This is a genomic window from Psychrobacter submarinus, from assembly GCF_904846685.1.
In the GTDB taxonomy this organism is placed as follows: domain Bacteria; phylum Pseudomonadota; class Gammaproteobacteria; order Pseudomonadales; family Moraxellaceae; genus Psychrobacter; species Psychrobacter submarinus.
This window is the reverse complement of sequence record NZ_CAJHBQ010000001.1, coordinates 1,012,461-1,035,291: the sequence shown is the minus strand read 5'-3', so window position 1 is coordinate 1,035,291 and position 22,831 is coordinate 1,012,461. Positions and strand designations below refer to the sequence as shown.

The following is a 22,831-nucleotide window of genomic DNA, read 5'->3' as shown; positions in this document are numbered from 1 at the left end:
CGACAGATAATTAGCGACTAACCGCCTGCCACAGGGGTAATAAACACCACGCTATCGCCATCATTAATCGGGTCATCCCATTTGGCAAAGTAATCATTTACCGCCACACGCAGATCGGCTTGCGGACGGCTAAAGTGATGCTTATCGCGAAGCTGCTCATATAGCTGAGCTAGTGAAGTATCAGGGGCAAGCGTGACTTGCTCTTGCTGACAATTGGCTTCGTCCGCAAGACTGGCAAAATACAGTACATTGATGGTCATCAAATCATTTGTATTGTCAGTCATCTTACTACTCCTATAGAGCGGCGCTGCATGGAAAAGTGCGGCGTTGCTTGAAATCGTTTATTCGCTAAAATTATTTTTGATAAAACATCACACTTAGACTATGTTACTTGATGGTTATAATCTGACTTGCCACCGGTCTTAGTCATGAGTTTGACTCCATCAATCACGATGTCATGCGACAGCGCTTTGGTCATGTCATAGATGGTCAGGCAAGCGACGCTAACAGCGGTCAGCGCTTCCATCTCCACCCCAGTTTTGTGAGTGACTTTCACCGTTGCATTGACCATGATGCTATTTAAGCTGTCGTCATACTCGAAACCTAAGCCAATTTTATCTAGCGGCAATGCATGACAAAGCGGAATCAAATCATGAGTACGCTTGGCTGCCATAATACCTGCGATATGGGCAGTTTGGGTGATACTGCCTTTTTTTGTCATGCCATCAGCGGCTTTTATTTGACCATAGATGCCCGCTGGAAAACACACCTGACCGACAGCATGCGCTTCTCTAGTAGTAGCTGTTTTGTGGCCCACATCGACCATATGAATCTCACCATCGCTGTCTAAATGCGATAGGGTAGCGTGCGAGCGGTTTGCAGTATTAGCCGGAGCATTTTTATAATCAGAAGATATAGACATGTATTTTTCTTAACTCATTAAAGGTTACTTATATTTTATAAGTCTCAAAACGCTAGTCGTGACCTGGATTGGCGCGCATAAAGTGCGCAACAAAGTTACAAGGACGGGTACGATTATCGAACTGCTCTTTTAAGATATCATTCCAGCCGGTACGGCAAGCACCGGTCGAACCCGGTAGGCAGAAGATGCCTGTGCCATTGGCCATACCAGCGATAGCGCGCGACTGAATGGTTGACATACCGATATCATCTTTGGAGAGCAAACGGAACATCTCGCCAAAACCGTCAATCGACTTGTCAAACAATACGCTGACCGCTTCTGGCATACTATCACGGATAAAAAACCCAGTGCCGCCTGTGGTGATTACTGCATGCACATTAGGATCAGCAATCCAGCCACTAATGAACGCACGAATGTGATAAATATCATCAGTAATCAGCTGACGATCAGCTAAGTGGTGACCCGCCTCAACTAAGCTATCGGCTAAGTACTGCCCTGAGCTATCCTCCTCAAGCGTACGACTGTCAGAGACACAAAGCACAGCAATATTCAGCGGGGTAAATTCTGCAGCAGGCTTAGACATAGATATTCCTAATTCTAATCATTTGATAAGTTTAAATATTTTATTTTGACAGTTTGACAGTTTGCTGTCTTACTATGAGAGCTCCATCTACATACTCTAACCACCGATAATCGATAAGTTATGCATCATGCCGCTATTAGACTCATGCAGATGGTGATGCTCAGGCTTAATTGGCATAAAGCTATGCAAGGTGTTGACTAGACCTTGCACATCGTCGTTTTTTAGATAATCTCGAATATCGTAATTGCCTTCATCAAATAGACACAGATGCACTTTGCCTTGGCTACTCACGCGAAGACGATTACAGTTATCACAAAAGTGCGCGGCATAAGGGGCAATCATACCGATACGCCCGAGATAGTCAGGATGGCTGTATTCTATTGCAGGGCCATCAGCGCTACCGCGATCATGCGACTGCCAACCGCGCTCGAGCAGATAATCCGTAATCATATCAGACTGCGCATGCTGAGCAAAAAACAAATCGCTGTTGTCACTGGTCTGCATAAACTCGATAAAGCGGTAGGTCACAGGACGGTCTTTGACGTAGTCCATCGCGTCAATTAAGTTTTGAAAAGCAGTCTCCGCCATTAAGATACTATTAATTTTGAGCTTAATATCCGTAGTCGCTAGGAGGGTGTCCATGTCGCGCATCAGCTGGGGCTGGGTATTAAAGCCCGTCATCTGATGAAAAGTATCGGCATCGAAACTATCCATACTGATGTTGAGCTGGTTTAGTCCTGCCGCCTGCCAGTTGGCTAGGTGCTTGCCAAGCTTGTAGCCATTGCTAGTCATTGCGACCATCTCGATACCAGCGGTATTCTTGATCGTTTCGATAATCTCTACCACATCGCGTCTGATCGATGGCTCGCCACCAGTGATACGCACCTTTTGCGTGCCCACTTGCGCAAAGCCTTGAATCAAAGTTTTGATTTCAGCGACGCTGAGCTCATCGGAGGGGCGTTTGCCTTGGTAGCCGTTTGGCAGGCAATACTCACAGCGAAAGTTACAAAAATCAGTGATAGAAAGACGTAAATAAGTCAGCCGCCGCGAAAAACCATCGGTTAGCGGTTTACTATCAACCACCGAATGATCAGCGACTAAATGACTGGCACGAGCAGAGTCGACAGAGGATAACACTGAGCTATTCTGTGCTTGTGGATCAAAAATATCAGGCTTTAAAACAGGTGAATACAAAAAGGTACTCCCAATAATGGGGTCATAAAAGAGTATAAGCGATTACGGGCGCTGTTGTCGTCAAAATTATGTATTTCTAAACAGCCCCTAGACTCAATAGCTAAACAAAGCGGCCAATAATGACTGTTCTATAGGCAGTTATATCAATAATCAAGCCATCCTTGCTGTCGAGCATAAGCTAATTGTTTAGGAGTATCAATATCATAGCTAAGATTTGAGTGAGCCACCGTGGTGACTTTCTCAGGAGCTAGCGCTCTAATAAAGTGCCGCAAGCCTTTATCGCCACTGAGCGAGGATTGCCATGATTTTAGTACTTTATAACTGACAACTAATGGCACACCCACGATATCATGCTTATTATCATCAATAATAAATCTCTCATCCAAATTCGGGTAACGACTGGCGACGACTATATTATCTTGTGCTAGAAGTTGATCTAAATGAGGAGCGCTTAATAATACTTGATCCACGCCCATAATCAATACGCGCTTAATGGCTAAATCATGCTGAGATTTTAATGCATCAATAGCTAAAGATAAGCTCTTTGCCATTCCTAATTGTGGATTAGGGTTACTAACGATTTGTATGCTTGAGTTTTGCGCTGTCAAACGGTTAACAGCCGTTTCGATAACGTCAGCAATAGCTGTATCTTGCTGAGGAATGACGACAATAACAGCTTTTGGCTGAGTCACCAAAGCAAGCATCGTCATATAGTTAATTAATGGTTTACCTTGTTTTTCTAGAAGCTGCTTTGGCTGACCTAATCGATGACTTAATCCGCTGGCTAAAATAATGACCGCATGATTTGGAGGTTTGTTTTGATTGAATGATGAGCTATCCTTGTCATTCATAGCTGGCTTTTGGCTGCGCTAACTCTTTAGTAACCGCAACTTGCTCATAAACGACGGCGCTAATTTGCGCGATGATACTTAGCGCTAACGCTTCAGGGCCATCACCGCCAAGCTTATAACCGATAGGGTAGTGCAGCTGATTGATACCGTCTGCCAAGGCGGTAGGATCAGCGCAAGTTGCGCTAATCTCCTTAATCAAACGCTCAGTACGATAGCGCGGGCCTAACTGACCGATGTAATTACAATGATTGGCATTCTTTAACAAGACAGCTAAGCGTGCCCGATCTTGGCTGAGGCTATGCGACATTAGTGCTACCGCTGCATTTTGACTCAGTTTAAGTAGGGTTTCGCTATCGTTAAGAGCCACGTATAACGCAGCATCAGCCTGCGGGAAACGCTGGCGAGTGGCATACTGCGGCCGACTATCGATCACGGTGACGTGCCAATCTTGCAGCTTTGCCATGGTTACTAGCGGCATCACATCATTGCCTGCTCCGCAAACCAAAAGTCGAATCTGCGGTTGCAAATGCTGCACTAACCACTCGGTTTGTATAGCGTTTTTTGAGCTATTGTCATTTGCAACCGAACTTTTTAAAACCAGATAATCAGCGTGTCTTTTACTCACTTTATAAGCAGATAACTCATCGATTACTGGCTTTGGTAAATTTATGGTTTGCTCTGGTATCTCTTGTGAGTTTTTATTGTCATCTAAAAAACTGTCATCTAAAAAACTGTCATCTAAAAAACTGGCGTTTAAATGAACCCTAGTACCAACGGTCACCTCAGAGCTGTTAGAGCGTATTAAAGTAGCGACAGTAGTAGACTCTCCACTTTGACGAACTTTCTGAATTAAATCTAAATACGGCATAGCTGAAGATAAGCGCTCAAATAACACATGAACTTTACCATTGCAGCCTAAGCCAAAGTTCAGCTCGTCTTCTAAGTCTACTGCAAAATCTATAGCATCATTATCTAACTTTTCCTCCAGCTCATCCTCCAAGTCTTCTTCTTGCTCATCACCGGTTTGATAGACCTGCACGCTTGCGCCATGACGCGTCAGCCAAAAGGCGCGTTTAATAATGTGCGGTTCAAGGCAGCCGCCGCTTATCATGCCTACTGAGCGACCATCCTCGCAAATAAGCATCATAGCGCCAGGTTTACGATAAGCTGAGCCTTCAGTGCGCACGACTGTCGCGAGCACCGCATCAACGTGCTGCTGCCGTGCGTCAAAGGCGAGCTGTAGGATGTCTGCGACTTGATTCATATTTTTGCGTTTCTTTTTATACTTTAAAGGATGGAAATAAATAAAACCTGCTTAACGTTAATGTTAATATTTAGCAGGTTTTATTCAACAGGGTCTATACTTCGATGTCGACTATTACTCAGGCATATCGGCTAAGATTTTGTCCAAAGTAATCGGGAAGTCATAAACACGCACCCCGACTGCATTATAGATGGCATTGGCAATGGCTGCCGCTGATCCTGAAATAGAGGTTTCCCCAATCCCTTTAATATGCATAGGGTTGGTATAAGGGTCATCCTCTTCTAACAAAATCACATCCAACTGCGGTACGTCAGCGTTGACCGGCACATGGTACTCGGCAAGGTCATGGTTACATAATCGGCCATCGTGCTTGTCATGAATGACCTCTTCCATCAAAGCAGAACCTATACCAAATACCATACCGCCATAACACTGCGAGGTTGCAAGCTTATGGTTGAGAATACGTCCTGCTGCATACACGCCAGTCATACGCTTGACGCGAATCTCACCGGTGACTTTATGTACCGCGACTTCAGCGAAGTTGGCCCCAAACGAGGCTTGGCGAAGGTTTTTGCCATTTTTACCTGGCTTGATCTGGCCTTTGGCGCTAACTTCTTGCTCGTCAAACTTAGCAATAATATCAGCTAGTGCATAGGACTGATTATCATCAAAGTCGTATTGCTCATTTGCAGGTTTTAATTCAGGAAGCGGGATACCTGTCTTTGCCGACACCTTATCTGCCAAGTCTACAGCCTTATCTACCAAGCCTGATACTTTATCTACCTCGCTTTTATCGACTACTCCTTTTTCCACCAAGTTTTTATCGACAAAATCTGCTACTTTTTCTCTACTTGCTCCAATAGCGGCTTCTGCCTTACTAGGCTCGTGCTCACCTGATTTTTGGATTTGACCGTTATCTATACGAATCGTATCGGCATGTAGACCTACTTTTTTTGCAAGCATTTTGCGTAGCTGCTCACAAGCCAAATAAACCCCACTACCAGCACTGGCCGCGCCAAAACTACCGCCAGAACCTGATGCTGGCGGTAAATCACTGTCGCCAAGTTTCATCTCGATATGATCGATAGGTAGTCCTAATAAATCGGCGGCGACCTGAGTAAATACGGTGTAAGAGCCAGTGCCGATATCAGTCATATCGGTTTCGATAATAGCTTTGACGCCAAGCTCTTTTGAATCATCGACTTGTAGTATCGCACGCGCTTCAGAAGGCTGCAGCATATTGCCACGAGAAGTGCCAGACATACCGGTACCTATCCACCAGTCGCCTTCTAGTCGGCTGGCAGGTTTGGGATTATGCTCATCCCAACCAAATGCTTCAGCGCCTTTTTCCATACAGGCGACTAGCTGACGGGTGGAGAACGGCATCTCTTCGCTAGGGTCTTCTTCAGGTTCGTTCCGGCGGCGCAGCTCAATAGGATCCATCTCAAGCTTGTTCGCCAGCTCATCCATCGCACACTCAACAGCGATCATACCCACCGCTTCACCAGGAGCACGCATAGAGCCTGATAATACGTGATTCATATCCACCATCTGATAGCTGACGCGGCGATTCTCTCCGCGGTACAAAAAGTGAGTGGATAGTGCTGTTGGTTCAAAGAACGCCTCGCCTGGTAAATTGCTGGTCGTGGTATCGTGAATAATGGTATTAATAATACCCTCTTCATTACAACCAATAGCAATACGCTGACGGGTGTTTGAGCGTCTTACCGTCGCCTCCATCACTTGCGGGCGCGTCATAGTAATCAGTACCGGACGACCGACTTCTTTAGAAGCAATAGCGGCAGCAATAGATTCTGGTGCGATACCTAGCTTACTACCAAAGCCGCCGCCGACATAGTATGAGATCAGCTCGACTTGATCTTTCTTCAAATCTAATGCGTCCATTACTTGCTGCTTACAAGAGGCGATCATCTGGTTTGAAGTATATAAGACCAGCTTGTCATCTTCCCAATGAGCCAAAGTAACGTGCGGTTCCATCGGTGAGTTGCTCTGACTTGGGGTATGGTACACACTATCGAGGGTTACCGCCGAATCAGCAAGGCCTTGCTCTGGATCTCCGTGCTTAGCATTCTTATCCGAGCCTTTTTTCTCATTTACCTCATGGGCGTTAGGCAGCTCTTTAGTAAAATCCAAAGCCGCTTGATCGGTTTCGTCTTTATAAGTGACTTTAAGGGCCTTGGCGCCTTCGGTCGCCGCTTCAAAAGTTTCAGCAACAACGACTGCGATGGGCTCACCATGATAAAAAACCTCACTCACACCCTGAGTCGGTGCTTCGGTCTTAGTGCCTTGCTGTGAGTTACGTAAGAAGCGCTTAGGGTCAGTGACGACTTTAATAATACCTGGTATATGGGCAATCGAGTCGCTATCGATTTTTTCAACTTTTCCTTTGGCAACGGTTGAGCCCACCAAGACACCATACACTTTATTGTCTAATTGAATCTCTGCCGAATAATGAGCTTGACCGCTAACCTTTAACGAGCCCTCAACGCGGTTAATTGGTTTACCTACCAAATTACTCGCTGTTTTGCCGAATAACGTCTCAACCGGCTTATCCATCTTCTCTTTGTTAGTGGGCTCTGCCGGTAGTACTGAATCTAATAATGACATGATTATGCTCCCTCGCCCGCTAATGCACGCTTAATAACCTGTTTTAGCAAACGGCGTGTTAGTGGTATTTTAAAATCGTTTTGACCGCTACCTTTGGCATCTTTTAACAACAAATCTGCTGCCTGCTTGATAGTGTCATCGTCGCCCTGCGTATCCGTCAACAAATCTTCCACATCTTCATTGCGCCATGGCTGAGTACCAATACCGCCAAATGCTAAGCGTACTGTCGCCAAATTACCATTATCATCAGCGTCTATCACAGCTGCACACGATACAAGCGCAAAAGCATAAGAGGCGCGGTCACGCACTTTGTCATAAGTGTGTATACCTTTAATAGGCGCTGGCAGCACGACATGCGTGATAAGCTCGCCTGACTCTAAAACGTTTTCGATGTGGGGAGTGTCTTTTGGCAGACAATAAAAGTCTTTTATTGGAATCTTCCGAGTCGAGCCATCGGTTTTTGCAGTCTCAATAGTAGCGTCAAGCAAACGCATAGCGACCGCCATATCGGACGGGTGTTGAGCAATACAAGCGCCACTTGTGCCTAAAATTGCAAGGGGGCGGTTCTCACCGTTAATTGCAGGACAGCCAGTACCCGGTTCACGCTTATTACAAGGGCTATCGGTATGATAAAAGTAGTAGCAGCGCGTACGCTGCAGGAAGTTACCGCCAGTCGTCGCTTTATTGCGCAGCTGTCCGGTCGCCCCTGCTAATATCGCACGAGACAATACCGGATAATTGGCAATCACACTAGGATGCGCGGCCAAATCACTATTGCTTACTAAGGTTCCGATACGTAGGCCGCCATCGGCAGTGTCTTCAATCTGTTCAAGCTCTAAGCGTGTCACATCAACTAGCTTGGTTGGCGTTTCAATCTCAAACTTCATGAGATCAAGCAAATTGGTACCGCCTGCGATAAATGAGGCTTCTTTAGGAGTAGCAAACATTACCGCTTGCTGCGGTTCAAGGGCACGGATATATTCAAAGCGTTTCATGAGCGGCCTCCTGCTGTGCTACTGGCAGTTTTATTGTGGTTTACTGATTGATTACCAAGTTGGGACTGACTGGGCGGCGGTGACCAAATACCTGTCACTGCTGAGTCTTGCAGCGAACCTGTAGTCGTCTCTTCACTAGAAGAAGCACGCTTATTTGACACTTCGCTCTCAAGCACTTGTGAGATGGCATCCACGATATTGGGGTAAGCAGAACAGCGACAAATATTGCCACTCATGCGCTCAGCGATCTCTTGGACTAACAATCCATTCGGGTTTTTGAGATCTGTCGTCACATAGCTTGGCCAGTTTTGTTTCACCTCTTCTATTAAAGCCGTGGCGGAACAAATCTGCCCTGGCGTGCAATAACCACACTGAAAGGCATCATGATCTTTAAATGCTTGTTGCAAGGCTGATAACGACTCAGGCATTCCGATGCCCTCGATCGTGGTGATTTCATCGCCCTCATGCATAACCGCAAGGGTCAAGCACGAGTTGATGCGCTCACCATTGATAAGAATGGTACAGGCACCGCATTGACCGTGATCACAGCCTTTTTTGGGTCCGGTAATTTGTAGATGTTGACGACATAAATCTAGAATTGTCGTGCGCGGATCAAGATCGTCAAAGGAGTAATCTTGATTATTGATATTTAAAGTCAAGGTATTCATGCTGGCTTCCCGCTGGCAGATAATGGCTAAATTTAAGGATAACTAATAAGTTCTCATAAAATAGTAGAGGCAGCAGACTGGGGCGTCTGTGTAGTAAATGTTACTCTCTTGGCGTTAAGAGAGTAGAGCAGAGCGATGAATTCAGCTCTCAGCATCAAGCACAGACCTTACTATTGGCTTACTAAAAGAAAGTAGGATAGGTTTTATCGATGAGCGAAGATATAGCAGTTTGGCGTGCTGTTTACTTTTGTAACGGCATTATTAAATCACTTAGAGTATAGCAATGACGGTAACAAGAGTATCGGCTTGATTTTGAAAACTATTGTCTGCTTGTTTCTACTATTATCTTGATATTTTATCTGCGCTTGCTACTTATCTGCGCTTGCTACTTATCTGCGCTTGCTACGGCGCTTGATCTTTTGCTGCAGACGCTGATCTTTAGGGTGACTTATAGGGTTGATAGATTTGCTAATAGCGCAGACTGTATAGACCACTAACGTTAAGGCGATGATAAAAGGTGTCAGCAGCCATATTAGACTATTAATAATAAACGGTAGAAGTAGGCCATGAAATAGAGCAGTATTGGGTATCAAGGTGTCACATAAGGCATCTATAATGCGTTTGGATATAGGGAACAATAAGGTGCTAACTCCTAATAAATAAAGGAGCTCGATAGAAGCATAACCCTTAGCAAATACTATGAAATAAAACATCATATAAAAGCTAAAGCTCAATAACCAACACTTAATAGAATAGCTGACCTGTAGCATATGCGACCTCATAACGCCAAAACCCGCTGATATCTGACACACTGGCATGATCAATCTTAAAACTACAATGTCAGATAGAATGTAAGAGAAATACGGTTGAACTTATATCTGCAAAATATCATCATAGCAAAAAATTTCTACACTGTTTCTATTATATTCATTTTTTTACATATTTATTTTTAACGGCTGTTTAAACGATAAAAAACTCTCAAAGTGGTTAGCTATGAGGGCTATAAAGGTTGTATTGTATTTAAGATGTTGAGAGCTTAACTCTTCAATGCTTGGTTATACGCCGCCTGCGCCTTTGCTTGAGGTGTCACTATTTTCTACTAAGATAGCCGCCGCCGTTTTTTTGAGGGTCTGCCACTGCTCATCATCGACATAGATGCCTTCTTTCCAAGCGCGATTATGCGTCTCATACAGCTCATCAGTCGATATCTTATGATCAAAATCTCGGCTCTCGTTATCGATATCGAAATTTGACGTTGCAAGCTCAATTATCATATCGTCGGTGTTGTAATTGGCTTGAATGTCATTAAAAAAGTAAATATCAGGATAGGTAAAGCCTTGATTTAGGGTAAATAAAGTGTGCTTCGGCGCGCTACCATTGTCCCATTTGGCAAGGCAGGCGATACCTTTGTTCGATAAATTGACCAGCTCGCTATAAGCCAGCCAGCGATTATGGCAGTTCTCGATATAGATTTTATAATGCTTAAGATCTCCCATTTTTTCTAGCGCGTAGTCCATGATAGCAGGCAGGTGGCAAGCTAAGCTGCTGCTATGCAAATTAAAGCGAATCTCAGTCTCGCTCTCATCAACGATATCGATAGGCGTATCTTGCTCCGTCAAGATATAAGGCGTAGCATTATTGAATTGCTCAACGCCATCAAGCCCCGCCATTTGCAATTCGGCAACCATAGTGGCGACTAGATCGGCTTCGCCCACTTCGCGGTGCATACCGGTAAAGGCTTTGTACACGGTACTGACAATCTCATTGCGTGAGACGATCATAACTCTATCTCCTTCATCGCTTTATCTGCATGGTTGGGCGCAATGGGCATTGTCGGCAGTGGTCCATTGGGTGCATCGGTAGCCAGTATGGTTGGCTGCTCCGCTATAGACCTCTTATCCAAAGGTAGGCTTGGCAGCAGCGGAAACAGCCACTCATCGCTATGGACTTCATTGAACAGCGGCGCACCCTGAAATAACGTCACTCGTACCCAGCGATCGGAGCGTGGATCGAATTTGGTTGCGCCAAACATCGATAGTTTGCAGCGCAGCAGATGAATAGGCAGAGTGTCCTTTTGTAGTACGTTCATTTGGATATCGCCCATCGCTTTATGACCCATTGTCCAAACGCGGCGGGCGATAGTGCGATACTTGGGCTGTTTTAAGATAAACTCTGAAAGCAGCCGCTCAGGCTCGGCTTGTTTGAGCGCTACATATAAGCGGTTCACTTGCCGCGCGATATCTAACGACAGCTCACGATCATCGCCAGGTTCCTCTCCGCGCACGCCCATACGCGGCTCTTCTTTATCTATCGAGCGATACCAAAACCAATAACTGTTATCCGGCTCATTGAAGTCAAGATTAATCGCCCACTGATAACGGCTTTGTAATACCTCGAGCAAGTCTGCAACTGTTTTACCTTTCGGTAGCGACAAGGTCTCATCGGCGTTGACCTTTTCTTGAAAGGCGTCTACTTGCTCAGGATAAAGCTCCATCAAGCAAGAGATAATGACCTCTTGGGCTTCATAACTTAAGTCATTATGCGCGTGCAAAAAATCGCCCCAAGTCTGGTAGCTCTTTATTGTCGTCAGTAAATTATTGCGTAGTAAGGTCAGCTCTTTTACTGCAGTGTTGTTTAACGAGGCTTGTGTCTCATCGATAGTGATGATTTGGGTAAAATGCTGAATAGCGCGGTTGAGTAAAGTTGAGAAATAAGCCGCTTTTTTTGAATTGATTTCGTTGACGAGTGTCGCTTGTAGCGCCTCTTCTCGCGTGGTCAGCCATTGATCGACAATGCAGGGATGATTAATCAAATAAGGCGCCATGCCTAGACCTGTGGCATTACCGATGCCCAAATAGCGCTTTATCTCAGGATGTAGCGTGATGGCCTTGTCACCGCCGCGCTTATGCGCTAAATAGTCGACCCAATCAAGACTGAATTCACGTAATAAATAAACGGCGCACATCTGCGCGCGAAAAGACTGATTAAAATCCTCGCTGTGATTCAGCGGCTCAAAATCATAAATACCAAATTTGCCATTACCATAAACGGCGGTAGTGCGCAGGATGTAGCCCACTTTCGCTAGGATATCGAGATCCGGCTGCTGGCCCTCTGCTAAGCGTGAGACTGTGTGCTCAAACACGCGCACACTCTTGTTCGCGCGCGCCAGCACCATGACCATGTTAGAGTTGCGGCCCGCTTCTTGTAGCGGTACGTTAGCTTTGAGCTGATCGAGTAGCTCTTGCCCAATCTCGCCATACACGAGACCAAAGGTGACATCCCACTTCTGTGCAATCACCCTGTCGTTACGCTCATCATCTGCCAGCTCATTGCAAAACACTACCAAATGATAGACATGCTCAGCGGTCTGCAAGCGGTAAATCACTTGGCCATAACCATTGTCATCTAAATCCCAAAGATAGGTTTTGAGCGTCCATTGCTCTCTATCTATCTTACGTAGCAAAGTACGCACAAAGCTAATGCGCGTCTGATGCATAGCGCCAAGCCGCTCAGCGTCCATGACTACATTAGGGGCACGTAAAGAACGTTTTGCCAGCTCAATGCCTGTCATACTATTATCATTTGCATGATCGAAATTCATAATGCCTCCGTGGTAAGTCGTGTATTGAGCCGGTCATTTAGTACAGTATTAAGTGACGAAATGACCGATTATATTGAGCTTTGCCGGTTAAGGTTTTAAAGTTAATCCAGCTCTTTAACGATAGCCTGTTTTTCTAATCTCTCCTCTTGAATGAGATAGTCAGTCTCCACGCGATTAGGACGATAAAGGTCCTGATCACGTGCCATTTGTTGAGCAATTTGTGGCCCATTCCAAAGCGACGGCAGCAGAATAAAGGAGACAGGCATCGCGGTAATTACAATAAAGGACTGCAAGGCACTGACGCTGCCTGATCCTAAAGAGATTAAAACGATAGCCGTAATACCCATCATTATCCCCCAAAAGGTACGAATCATAGCGTTAGGCTCGCGCTCGCCGCTGATGACCACACTAATAGTATAAGTCATCGAGTCGCCTGTAGTGACGATAAACACCGTAGTCAAAATAAGGAACAGTATTGAGACGATTAATGGGAAAGGTAATGACTGTGTAACGGCTAGCAGGGCACCTGGTAGATTAAACCCTTCAAAAGCGCTACTAACCACACCCGGATTGGCAATCTCAAAAGCAAGGCCTGAACCGCCTACGACCGTGAACCAAAAGCAAGTTACCAGCGGCGCGATGATACAGACCGTAGTGATTAATTGGCGAATGGTGCGACCTCGCGAGATACGCGCGATAAAGATCGCCATCATCGGCCCATAGCCCAAAAACCAGCCCCAAAAGAACACCGTCCAGCCGCCAAGCCAGCCCTCATCACCGCGAAACGTCGCCATCGGAATGAAGTTTTGTACCATCGTGCCGACGCCTTGAATGTAGCCGTTAACAATAAAGTTGCTCGGTCCAAAGATTAAAATAAATAGCATCAGTGCAACGGCTAATATAACGTTAAAGCGGCTTAGTAATTGCATACCGCGCGCCAAACCACTAATCGCCGAAATGGTATAAAGCACAATAGCGCCAACGATAATAATCAGCTGAGTGACAAAGGTATCTGGAATGCCAAATAGCTCGTTTAGCGCGTAACTGGTCTGCAGCCCTAAAAAACCAATCGGACCAATAGTACCTGCAGCCACAGCGATGATACAGCAAGCATCGATAATAGCGCCGGTCTGCCCGGTCAATACTCGCTCACCAAATACTGGATAGAGTAGGGTACGCGGCTTGAGCGGTAGACCCTTATCATAATGCAAATGCATAATTACGATAGCGGTCAAGCTGCCAACAATCGACCACGCCAAAAACCCCCAATGCATAAAAGATTGCGACAAGGCATTAAAAGCGCGCTGCTGTAGATCAGCGGCTTCCCCGTAGACGGGCGGCGCAGCGACAAAATGAGCGATAGGCTCAGCTGCTGCCCAAAATACGCCGCCGCCTGCGAGCAGGGTACAAAACAGAATCGCCATCCATTTAAAGTTGTCCATCTCAGGCTTGGGCAGATTACCCAAAATTACCCGGCCCGTACGACCAGCGCCAACGGCTAGGGCAATAACAAAGGTGGCAAGGAGGAGTATCTGCCAAAAAGGCCCAAAAATATCAGCAGACCAAGCAAAAGCCGTGTTGACGACGACGGCTAGCTGCTCTTCTGCAAAAATAGCCATTAGTACAAACAGGGTAATAAAACCGCCGCTATACCAAAAAGCTGGGTTTTTGAGTCCCAAAGTATCAGTGTTTTCTTCTACTAGAGTAGATGAGCGTCCGAGCTCGTCTTGCTTAAGTCCCTTTAAATCAGCCATGGTTTGGCTTCCTGTAGTTGTCATGACGTCGTCATGCGTTAGCTTAAATCATATCAATGAAATCAGCCGTAAAAGTTCAAGAGCTTCAATGGTATGATGTCAAATAAAGGTTAACGCCAAAAACAACTGATGCCTTATAGCGTCATAAAGGATTGAATAAAATATAAGTCTGAGTATTAAAGATGTGATCAAAAGATTTAAGTCAAAGGCTTAATTCCTTGCTCTAAAAAGTCGAACCAGTTTTGACCGATGATTTTGCCTGCGTCAGCTTCATTGAAACCGTGTTGAAGCAGACCGTTATAGATGTTCTCCATACCTTTCTCGCCAGCAAACCAAGGCAAGTTATCTGGCCAACCTGAATTGTTAGCACTGCCTTCGCCGTAGTCCATCGCCTTTGACCAGCGGCCATTACGCATCCACTCGAGTACGGATTTTGGCTGATTAAGACACAAGTCGCTACCGATGGCTAAGTGCCGGGCGCCGTACTTATCGGCGCAATCAGCAATCATCGTGCAAAAATCATCAAGCGTGCAGTCGCTACCATTGGGCAGATGAAACGGATATAAACTAAAGCCAAGCAAGCCGCCAGCCTTAGTCAAGGCGCTAATCACGGTATCAGACTTATTACGCAGCGCGTCATGGGCAGTAGTGGGGTTGGCGTGACTGATACAGATCGGACGGCTAGAGTGCTCTATCGCTTCAAGCGTGGACTGCTCGGCGCTGTGCGACATATCGATAATCATGCCGACGCGGTTCATCTCTTTAATTGCTTGCTGACCGAAACGGGTCACGCCGCTGTCTTTGGACTCATAACAACCGGTGGCGAGCAGGCTTTGGTTGTTATAAGTCAGCTGCATAATCAGCAGTCCTAAACGGCGCATCACGCTAATAAGGCCAATCTCATCATCGATAGGCGAGCAGTTCTGTGCGCCAAAAAAGATGCCAACTTTGCCTTCCTCTTTCGCGGTTTTGATATCTTCAACATCATAGACAGGTAAAATCAAATCGCTGTTTTTCTCAAAGTGCCTATTCCATTCAGCAAAGCGAGTCATGGTCTGACGCGCATCTTCGTGATAGACTAAAGTAGCATGTACCGCGTTGATACCGCTGGCCTGTAGCATCTTAAAATAATCACGATCCCAATTGCTATATTGCAAGCCGTCGATGACGATATGGTCTTGGTACATCTTGTTATCCTTTTGTGCTTTGATAAAGTATGTCAGGCACTCATTTAAATAAGGCTGTCAATTATTTCGTATAGCAGGTATAAATTTTCCTCGCTTGCTGTTCGCCATGCTCACAGAGGCTTCGAAAAATTCATCCCAGCATACTTAACTTTATATTAGCTATGACAAATTAAGTGCTTTATATTCATTTTTCTTAATACGCCTTTTGATAAGCGGTCTTAACAATGGTATAAAACTCTTTGGCGTATTGACCTTGCTCTCGCGGGCCAAAGCTTGACTGTTTACGCCCGCCAAAGGGCACGTGATAATCCGTACCCGCAGTCGCTAAATTAACCATGACGCAGCCGGCTTGTACTTGCTCTTTAAACAGGGCGCTATTACGCAAGCTTTGGGTGATGATACCGCCAGTCAAGCCAAAACGCGTGTCGTTGGTCATGGCAATCGCCTCTTCTAAATCCTTGGCGCGTATCACGCAAGCTAAGGGAGCAAATACTTCTTCTTGGTTGACATCCCAGCTGTTGTCAGTCTCAGTAAATAGCGTTGGCGCCATATAGTAGCCGTCGTGCTGCTTTTGTAGACGCTCGCCGCCATAGGCGAGATTAGCGCCTGCTTGTTTGGCTTTTTCAACCCAGTCCATATTGGCTGCTAGTTGCTTGTCATCGACCACCGGCCCCATAAAGATACCGTCATCTAATGCGTGACCGACCTTTAGGGTTTTCATACGTTCAACCATCGCCTCGACAAAGGTATCATGGACACTATCCATTACAATCAAGCGAGAGGAGGCAGTACATTTCTGTCCCGAGCCGCCAAATGCGCCGGCAATCGCGGCATCAACTGCGATTTGCATATCGGCATCATCAGCGATAACAAGAGCGTTTTTGCTGCCCATCTCAAGCTGGCAACGCACAAAGTTCGGCGCAGTAGCGGCAGCAACTTTGCGGCCTGTCGGTACAGAGCCTGTAAAGCTGACCGCGTCGATATCGGTTGAGTGAATCAGCGCGTCGCCGACAGATGAGCCGCCACCTAATACTAAGTTGAACGTACCCTCTGGCAAGCCTTGACGGTGGATGATCTCAGCCATCGCCACAGCACTTGCTGGCGTTAAATTAGCAGGCTTCCAAATCACGCTGTTGCCAAAGGCGAGAGCAGGGGCGATTTTCCAAACGGCAGTCGCAGTTGGGAAGTTCCAAGGAGAGATAATTGCCACCACGCCGACCGCTTCGCGAGTGACTTCGACTTTAACGCCTGGGCGGACTGAATCTGCCAGATCGCCCATTTGACGTAAGACTTCAGCGGCGTAGTAATGAAAGAACTGACCGGCACGATAAATCTCACCGCGACCCTCTGCGAATGGTTTACCTTCTTCTAGTGATAGTAGCGTGCCAAGCTCGTCACAGCGCGCAATCATCTCATCGCCGATCGCTTGTAGGATAGATTGTTTTTTTTCAAGCGGCGTCGCTTCCCATTTGGGCTGCGCCTGACGTGCCGCTGCAATGGCGTCTTTGACTTGATCCTTGCTCGCCTGGGCAAAATCACCCAGATTTTCGCTAGTGTTTGAGGGGTTAATATTGGCGATAGTGTCTGTACCGCTTTGCCATTCACCATTGATATAAAGGGATTTCGTTGGGTCTTGCTTTAGGGTGTTTTGTGCAGTTTGAGTAGACATAAATAAATCCTTGATAAGATAGTTTGAATAAACGAAAAAGTTGATTTAACTATAATTATAATTATTGCCAATAAGGCATATAGAGCTTAAGGCACAGCAGCATAAACGACCAGCTCAACCAGCATCTCTTCTCTTGCCAGTCCTGCTATTACGAGCGCAGCACGGTTTGGGTAGGGCGCTTCAAAATATTCGGCATAGACTTGGTTAACGGTTTTGAGATACTCGCGGTCGGTCACATAGATCAGCACTTATAATACCGCGTCCATGCCCACGCCTGCGCTTTGCAAGGTATGCTTGAGGTTATCAAGCGTCTGCCGCGTTTGTGCTTCGATGCCGCCGCTAACGACTTCTCCTTTATCATCGATAGGAATCTGCGCGGTATATAACGTGCCATTGTTAGTAATCCCCCACTCTAAAGGAGATTTGGAAGCGTAAAGTGAGGTTTTTACCGCTTGTTTGGCTGAATGAGTGGTCATAACGCAAGCTTCCTTAGATAACATTAATAGATGTCATAAACAGCTATCACAACTTTAAATCGTTGTTTGATAGTTCTGGTCAATAGTCCTGTGGTTAGCATTTATGCTACTTGTTTTAATATGACAAATCTAACTCATTAAATATTAATAATGATAGATTTTATTTATCATGTAAGTTAAATTGTCAGTGCATGGTCTTAGGTGATGAATTATGAAAATACAACAGCTGCGGCATTTTTTACTCGTGGTAGAAGAGGGCGGTTTTCGCGCTGCCGCAGAGCACGCACACCGCACGCAAGCGGCATTATCAGCTTCTATCAAAGAGCTGGAAAAATCGCTTGGCAAGCCGTTATTTGAAAGCGGTAACAAAGCTACCCTTAGCGCTTTTGGCGAGGTGTGTTTACCCAAAATTACTCAGTTTATGGCGGTGTATCAGGCGCTTGAGGAAGATTTGCAAGCAGTAGCGGCGGGCGATAAAGGTAAGATCAGAGTGGCAAGCGTACCGTCACTTGTGACTAAACTGTTGCCTAGCGTGTTGGCTGAGTATTCCAAAAGATATCCTGACATTGAGATTGTCCTGATAGATGACAATTCGGTTGGGGTGACCAATAGGCTGCTGGCAGGAGAGGTGGATTTGGCTTTGGGGAATTGCCATACCATTAACCAAGCCGATATCGATTTTACGCCTTTGATAGCGGATCCGATCGGCGTGGTTTGCCTAAAGAGTAATGCGCTAACTGATGAGCTACAGAACGCGACAGCCGCGCAAAGAAAAGCAGGGTTTGCGACAGGTCTAAAATGGCAACAACTTATCGAGCAGCCGTTTATTTATAATGGTACTTGTGGCCTGCTGGAGAACACCCCTGCCGAGGTGTTAAACCGGCAAGCGCGCTATACGGTTGAGAATATCACTTCCTTATTTTCTCTATTGCGTCACGGTCTTGGTATCACCACTTTGCCTAAGCTGGCTTTTCCGTCTAATGAGCCTGATCTGATTTGGCTGCCGCTACTCAGGCCAGCTTTGACCCGGCAAATAGGCATTTTTAAGAGAGCGAATAAGACGATCTCACCTGCGGCGCAAACGTTTCATAAGTGGTGCGTGGAGTATGTCAAACAGGATTATTTGTTATAAGGATTGGTAGTGTCTCATTCGATAATGTTTGATGTTTTTGCGGTTTTACAATCGATGGCGACTTGGCACTTAGCAGCCTTGTTTTTTGCAGGCATATTGGCTTTTATCATATCTACTGTGTCAGGTGGCGGCGGTGCTTTGCTGCTGATACCGGTTACCTCTTGGCTATTCGGTGCCTCGTCAGCCGCTCCCATTATTAACCTAGGTACTTTTATAAGTCGTCCTTCGCGGCTGTACTTATTTTGGCAGGATATCGACTGGTCATTGGTAAAATACTATGTACCAAGCGCTGTCATCGGTGCATGGCTGGCAGCATTTTTGTTTAGTCGTCTAAATGCTAATTGGATTCAGCTATTGGTTGGTATTTTCCTTATCTCTACTGTATTTCAATACAGGTTTGGCAAAGTTGATAAGTCTTTTAATATGCCAAAATTAGGCTTTATACCTCTGGGTTTTGTGACCGCTCTTATCAGCACTTTGGTAGGAGGTTTGGGGCCTGTACTCAATCCGTTTTATATGAATACGGGACTCAAAAAAGAAGACCTTATCGCCACCAAAACCGCCAATTCGTTCTTTGTAGGTATCGCTCAGATAGGTAGTTATACTTTTTTTGGTATCTTGACCGCGCAGCTTTGGATATATGGTTTGGTATTAGGATTAGGCGCTATCGCCGGTAATGTCATTGGCAAGCGCTTTTTGGCGGGCATGAGTGTGAAGCAGTTTCGAGTCATGCTGATTTTACTCATGGTAGTCAGTGGTTTGGTAATGATCGTACAGAATATAGAGTGGTTGCTTTAATAGTGTTTACTTCTACAAAACAGATGTATCATCGATAAAAACCCTTAGTGAATATCACGTTCACTAAGGGTTAGTGGCTATCTTAACGTTTACAGTAGTCTAGGACAGCGCATTGGCTGTTTTGCTCATAGCCGTCACTAACGGATCAAGATATTTATAGCGCTTTTGATTAAGCAAAGTTGACGTCTCTAAGCTGACTGGAGTATCTATGTTTAGATAATCAAATAGCGCTTGCGCCGCTTGTTTACCAGAGGTGGCTGCTTGCTCCATCGTTGGGATTTTCCAGCGTCCAGTCACTGAGATAATCTCGCCAGCTAACACTATATTGTCCCACTGCGTCGCAGTATCAATCAGCTCGTCATCGGCATTACGTACGTAGATTTGCGCTAAGTTAACCCAGCGCTTACCGTTCTCTTGCAAGATACCCATCTCTGCCGTTTCGATATCAGCATAGTCTTGCCAATCCTCGGTATAGCGTAGATTGATAGCGTCAATAGAGCCGCCTTTTGCAATAGCTTTACGCTCGGCGGCATCGGTGATACCTAGCTGATAAAGGATTTCCTCGGCAGCTTCCTCAGGGCTACACTCCATAAAGCGCTTGCCAAACAGCGAGCCTTTATTAAACGGTGAGCTACAAGTGGCCGATAGGTTATAGTCAAAGCCGTTAGGAAACTCAACATCCTGCCAAAAGCCGTCACGATGCTGAATTTGAAAGACGATATTCCACGGCGCATCAAAGCATAGATTATAGGACTTACCCAAAAATGGCTCAAAAACTTTTGGCACTTCGCTCAACGGATACTGAGTGCCAAACGACCATTCATCATTGAACGGCTTTTTGACTTGCGGCATGAGCCCCAGTTTCCACAGCACCTCATGCGGTAGCGCCATTACTGCCGCATCAAAACGCTGGTCTTGCAGGGTATGTTGTAATTGACTGTCACTTGCTTGAATATCTATGCTCAGCTGCTCGTTATCATGGTGATGCAGATTGACTATCCGTGTTTGGGTGATGAATTTGACCCCGCGCTTTTTTAGCTTATCAACTAACGCGTCAATGACCTTGGATGTGGGACGATTAAAGCAGTAGGACTTAGAAGCCACGCCTTTTGGCAGCACAGGCGCGTCAAGCATCGGCAGGAACACCAGTACAAAGCTGTCCATGATATCGACCGCTTTACTATGCATGCGCGCGCCCGTCAAAATCCCGAACCAATTGGTTATAAAGCGCTTAGTATGCGCGTCAAAGTCATCGATACCGATAATGTCGCCTGCTTTTTTATGAGCCATTGCTGCACGCTCTTCATCAGAGGCATTGACGTGATGGACGATGCGCTGCACCAGTTGCAGCATGTCTTTTTTGTTGAGATTAAAGGTCTCAATCATCGACTCAATAGTCGCCAAATCTAACGACGCGCGTCTATCGACAGCGACTTTATTACCGCTATTTTTGCTCTGTATCTTTTCGTCATCAAGCGCGTTATTACCACTTTGATAAAACTGATAGTTATCAACAGGCGTCAACATATGCAATAAGCTCGCCCGATCAAAGAGATTAAACAAAGAAAAATAAGTCGAGCTTAAAGCGCGAATAGAGTGCTCTTCAAAACGCTGCGCCTCTTCATTAAAATACCCAATCATTTTGCCACCGCAGCGCGCACGAGACTCCACAACAGTAATCTCTAGATTTGGGTCTTCGGACAGCTCAAAAGCGGCAGTTAGCCCCGAGATACCGCCGCCTGCGATGAGTATTTTACGGTTCGTAGTAGACCTAGTTATATAGTTAGCTGAATGTAAAACTGTTATGGATTTAAACGCGCTACTGGTATAAATTTTACTTGCGTGCTGCGTTCCCAGAGGCTGCGCAAAATTCATCCCAGTAGCGCTATGACATTTTTAGAGTGTATCGACTATACTTCGTTATTTTTATAAGTGTTATATCTTTGTTGATAACTTTGTTTGGCTCTTTGGCTGTGACCGCCTAAGGCGCTATTGAGCGTTAGACTCTACACCGCCGTTAGCTTTGATCCAGTTTTGCATCTGCTCGATCTCCGGCTGCTGAGCGGCAATAATCTCTTGCGCCAATTGCAGCATCTCCGGATCTTTTCCATACTCAAGCTGCACCTCAGCCATATCTACCGCGCCTCTATAGTGGGGGAGCATACCGCGTGCAAAGGCCATGTCGGGATTAGGGTCGGTAATACCAAGCGTCATCTCACCATGCATATCATTCATACCAGTGGCATAAGCTTGCTGCATAGCGCCAGTGTCAGCCATGGGGGCGGCGACATCAGGATGGCTATTTAGCCAGTTTTGCATCTGCTCGATCTCGACTTCTTGTGCGTCGATGATCTTTTGCGCCAGTTGTAGCATCTCCGGGTCTTTACCGTATTTGAGCTGAGTCTTAGCCATATCAACGGCACCGAGATGATGGCCTAACATTCCTTGAGTAAAAGCTGAATCAGGGTCGTTGTAGCCCATGCCCAACATCATCTCACTGTGCATCTTAGTCATAGAGTCATTATAGGCCTGATACATAGCCGTGCTCGATTCACTATGAGCGATATCATCATTGGTCGGCCCGCAAGCGCTAAGTGCTAAGGTGGCACTAAGACTTGCGGTTACTACTGCTAAGCATGAACGCTTAATAGCTATCATGGTACGTCCTTACTTAAATAGGGTGATAAAAATAGAAATAGAGTGATAAAAAGATGTTACTCAGTGTCTTATACGCCCAGTGTCTTTATAAAAGTAGAGTAGAAAGGTGGACGGGATACAAGCATCGGTGATACAGATAGGCAAGCCCAATAAGAGCATCCTAGTTAAGAAAATTGATAAAAATTAAGAGCGATAATGAAATTGGCACCCTTGTAAAGAGCGAATGACAGTCAATATTTATAGCTGCTTTTATAGCTGGTTTTATGCTGTTCTCATGGTGTTTTTATAATGGATAAACAACAATCACGCATATACGCATAACAACCGATACAGATTTAAGTATAAGATTATGCAGGATTAATATGACTCATTTGGTGCTGGTTTAAGGAGTTTTGCTACTTTTTATTATAAGCGCGTTTATTTGCGTAAAAGTAGTGCTAAGATAAAGTCA

At 45.7% G+C, this 22,831-nt stretch carries 19 protein-coding genes and 1 pseudogene; 2 read left to right on the top strand and 18 right to left on the bottom strand.

Features of this window, described 5'->3' with window-relative positions; all coding sequences use genetic code 11:
* Positions 1 to 17: 17 nt before the first annotated feature.
* The 16 genes and pseudogenes from JMY03_RS04650 to JMY03_RS04575 form a co-directional block, all read right to left on the bottom strand.
* Positions 18 to 284: a MoaD/ThiS family protein gene (locus JMY03_RS04650; protein ID WP_037059218.1), complete on the bottom strand. Its 267-nt coding sequence runs from the start codon at positions 282 to 284 to the stop codon at positions 18 to 20.
* A 98-nt stretch (positions 285 to 382) separates the two neighbouring features.
* A complete protein-coding gene (moaC, locus tag JMY03_RS04645) occupies positions 383 to 922 on the bottom strand; it encodes a cyclic pyranopterin monophosphate synthase MoaC (protein ID WP_201601481.1) in 540 nt (179 codons plus the stop codon).
* 52 nt (positions 923 to 974) lie between these two features.
* Positions 975 to 1,505 carry a molybdenum cofactor biosynthesis protein B gene (gene moaB, locus JMY03_RS04640; protein WP_201601478.1) on the bottom strand — a complete coding sequence of 177 codons (531 nt, stop codon included), beginning with the start codon at positions 1,503 to 1,505 and terminating at the stop codon, positions 975 to 977.
* 96 nt (positions 1,506 to 1,601) lie between these two features.
* The gene (gene moaA / locus JMY03_RS04635; RefSeq protein ID WP_240990419.1) at positions 1,602 to 2,699 is read right to left on the bottom strand and encodes a GTP 3',8-cyclase MoaA; all 1,098 of its coding nucleotides are present in this window, start codon (positions 2,697 to 2,699) and stop codon (positions 1,602 to 1,604) included.
* 143 nt (positions 2,700 to 2,842) lie between these two features.
* Positions 2,843 to 3,550, bottom strand: a complete 708-nt coding sequence (locus tag JMY03_RS04630) for a nucleotidyltransferase family protein (protein ID WP_201601475.1) — start codon at positions 3,548 to 3,550, stop codon at positions 2,843 to 2,845.
* Positions 3,543 to 4,814: an XdhC family protein gene (locus tag JMY03_RS04625; RefSeq protein WP_201601472.1), complete on the bottom strand. Its 1,272-nt coding sequence runs from the start codon at positions 4,812 to 4,814 to the stop codon at positions 3,543 to 3,545. Before JMY03_RS04625 ends, JMY03_RS04630 begins: the two co-directional genes overlap by 8 nt.
* Before the next feature lie 114 nt (positions 4,815 to 4,928).
* Complete coding sequence (locus tag JMY03_RS04620) at positions 4,929 to 7,442, bottom strand: xanthine dehydrogenase family protein molybdopterin-binding subunit (protein WP_201601469.1); 2,514 nt, start codon at positions 7,440 to 7,442, stop codon at positions 4,929 to 4,931.
* A gap of 2 nt (positions 7,443 to 7,444) precedes the next feature.
* Positions 7,445 to 8,437, bottom strand: coding sequence for an FAD binding domain-containing protein (locus tag JMY03_RS04615; protein ID WP_201601466.1), 993 nt, complete (start codon positions 8,435 to 8,437; stop codon positions 7,445 to 7,447).
* Positions 8,434 to 9,105 (bottom strand): 2Fe-2S iron-sulfur cluster-binding protein, encoded by a 672-nt coding sequence (locus tag JMY03_RS04610; protein WP_201601464.1) that lies wholly within the window; start codon positions 9,103 to 9,105, stop codon positions 8,434 to 8,436. Before JMY03_RS04610 ends, JMY03_RS04615 begins: the two co-directional genes overlap by 4 nt.
* 389 nt (positions 9,106 to 9,494) lie before the next feature.
* Positions 9,495 to 9,821, bottom strand: a complete 327-nt coding sequence (locus JMY03_RS04605; protein ID WP_156923968.1) for a hypothetical protein — start codon at positions 9,819 to 9,821, stop codon at positions 9,495 to 9,497.
* Positions 9,822 to 10,160: 339 nt separating this feature from the next.
* Positions 10,161 to 10,886 carry a DUF3726 domain-containing protein gene (locus tag JMY03_RS04600; protein WP_201558015.1) on the bottom strand — a complete coding sequence of 242 codons (726 nt, stop codon included), beginning with the start codon at positions 10,884 to 10,886 and terminating at the stop codon, positions 10,161 to 10,163.
* Positions 10,883 to 12,706, bottom strand: coding sequence for a hypothetical protein (locus JMY03_RS04595; protein WP_265089601.1), 1,824 nt, complete (start codon positions 12,704 to 12,706; stop codon positions 10,883 to 10,885). The genes JMY03_RS04600 and JMY03_RS04595 overlap by 4 nt, the downstream gene beginning before the upstream one ends.
* Positions 12,707 to 12,807: 101 nt before the next feature.
* Positions 12,808 to 14,460: a BCCT family transporter gene (locus JMY03_RS04590; RefSeq protein ID WP_201601462.1), complete on the bottom strand. Its 1,653-nt coding sequence runs from the start codon at positions 14,458 to 14,460 to the stop codon at positions 12,808 to 12,810.
* A gap of 197 nt (positions 14,461 to 14,657) precedes the next feature.
* Positions 14,658 to 15,647 carry a membrane dipeptidase gene (locus tag JMY03_RS04585; RefSeq protein ID WP_201601460.1) on the bottom strand — a complete coding sequence of 330 codons (990 nt, stop codon included), beginning with the start codon at positions 15,645 to 15,647 and terminating at the stop codon, positions 14,658 to 14,660.
* Positions 15,648 to 15,840: 193 nt separating this feature from the next.
* On the bottom strand, positions 15,841 to 17,316 hold the full coding sequence (locus JMY03_RS04580) for an aldehyde dehydrogenase family protein (RefSeq protein ID WP_201601459.1): 1,476 nt from the start codon (positions 17,314 to 17,316) through the stop codon (positions 15,841 to 15,843).
* Between the two features lie 86 nt (positions 17,317 to 17,402).
* Positions 17,403 to 17,792: pseudogene (locus JMY03_RS04575) on the bottom strand (RidA family protein).
* Positions 17,793 to 18,003: 211 nt separating this feature from the next.
* On the opposite strand from JMY03_RS04575, the gene JMY03_RS04570 reads away from it, so the two are divergent.
* Together JMY03_RS04570 and JMY03_RS04565 are read left to right on the top strand one after the other, a co-directional pair.
* Positions 18,004 to 18,924 (top strand): LysR family transcriptional regulator, encoded by a 921-nt coding sequence (locus JMY03_RS04570; RefSeq protein ID WP_201601457.1) that lies wholly within the window; start codon positions 18,004 to 18,006, stop codon positions 18,922 to 18,924.
* A gap of 9 nt (positions 18,925 to 18,933) precedes the next feature.
* On the top strand, positions 18,934 to 19,722 hold the full coding sequence (locus JMY03_RS04565; protein WP_227675483.1) for a sulfite exporter TauE/SafE family protein: 789 nt from the start codon (positions 18,934 to 18,936) through the stop codon (positions 19,720 to 19,722).
* Between the two features lie 99 nt (positions 19,723 to 19,821).
* On the opposite strand, the gene JMY03_RS04560 is transcribed toward JMY03_RS04565, so the two are convergent.
* The gene (locus JMY03_RS04560; RefSeq protein ID WP_201601455.1) at positions 19,822 to 21,597 is read right to left on the bottom strand and encodes an FAD-dependent oxidoreductase; all 1,776 of its coding nucleotides are present in this window, start codon (positions 21,595 to 21,597) and stop codon (positions 19,822 to 19,824) included.
* A 114-nt stretch (positions 21,598 to 21,711) separates the two neighbouring features.
* Positions 21,712 to 22,380: a CopM family metallochaperone gene (copM, locus tag JMY03_RS04555; RefSeq protein WP_201601453.1), complete on the bottom strand. Its 669-nt coding sequence runs from the start codon at positions 22,378 to 22,380 to the stop codon at positions 21,712 to 21,714.
* Between the last annotated feature and the right edge of the window lie 451 nt (positions 22,381 to 22,831).

Coding starts and splice junctions, on each gene's coding strand:
- JMY03_RS04650 (WP_037059218.1), bottom strand. CDS start 284: ATGACTGACAATACAAATGATTTGATGACCATCAATGTACTGTATTTT.
- moaC (WP_201601481.1), bottom strand. CDS start 922: ATGTCTATATCTTCTGATTATAAAAATGCTCCGGCTAATACTGCAAAC.
- moaB (WP_201601478.1), bottom strand. CDS start 1,505: ATGTCTAAGCCTGCTGCAGAATTTACCCCGCTGAATATTGCTGTGCTT.
- JMY03_RS04630 (WP_201601475.1), bottom strand. CDS start 3,550: ATGAATGACAAGGATAGCTCATCATTCAATCAAAACAAACCTCCAAAT.
- JMY03_RS04625 (WP_201601472.1), bottom strand. CDS start 4,814: ATGAATCAAGTCGCAGACATCCTACAGCTCGCCTTTGACGCACGGCAG.
- JMY03_RS04620 (WP_201601469.1), bottom strand. CDS start 7,442: ATGTCATTATTAGATTCAGTACTACCGGCAGAGCCCACTAACAAAGAG.
- JMY03_RS04615 (WP_201601466.1), bottom strand. CDS start 8,437: ATGAAACGCTTTGAATATATCCGTGCCCTTGAACCGCAGCAAGCGGTA.
- JMY03_RS04610 (WP_201601464.1), bottom strand. CDS start 9,105: ATGAATACCTTGACTTTAAATATCAATAATCAAGATTACTCCTTTGAC.
- JMY03_RS04605 (WP_156923968.1), bottom strand. CDS start 9,821: ATGATGTTTTATTTCATAGTATTTGCTAAGGGTTATGCTTCTATCGAG.
- JMY03_RS04600 (WP_201558015.1), bottom strand. CDS start 10,886: ATGATCGTCTCACGCAATGAGATTGTCAGTACCGTGTACAAAGCCTTT.
- JMY03_RS04595 (WP_265089601.1), bottom strand. CDS start 12,706: ATGAATTTCGATCATGCAAATGATAATAGTATGACAGGCATTGAGCTG.
- JMY03_RS04590 (WP_201601462.1), bottom strand. CDS start 14,460: ATGGCTGATTTAAAGGGACTTAAGCAAGACGAGCTCGGACGCTCATCT.
- JMY03_RS04585 (WP_201601460.1), bottom strand. CDS start 15,647: ATGTACCAAGACCATATCGTCATCGACGGCTTGCAATATAGCAATTGG.
- JMY03_RS04580 (WP_201601459.1), bottom strand. CDS start 17,316: ATGTCTACTCAAACTGCACAAAACACCCTAAAGCAAGACCCAACGAAA.
- JMY03_RS04570 (WP_201601457.1), top strand. CDS start 18,004: ATGAAAATACAACAGCTGCGGCATTTTTTACTCGTGGTAGAAGAGGGC.
- JMY03_RS04560 (WP_201601455.1), bottom strand. CDS start 21,597: ATGAATTTTGCGCAGCCTCTGGGAACGCAGCACGCAAGTAAAATTTAT.
- copM (WP_201601453.1), bottom strand. CDS start 22,380: ATGATAGCTATTAAGCGTTCATGCTTAGCAGTAGTAACCGCAAGTCTT.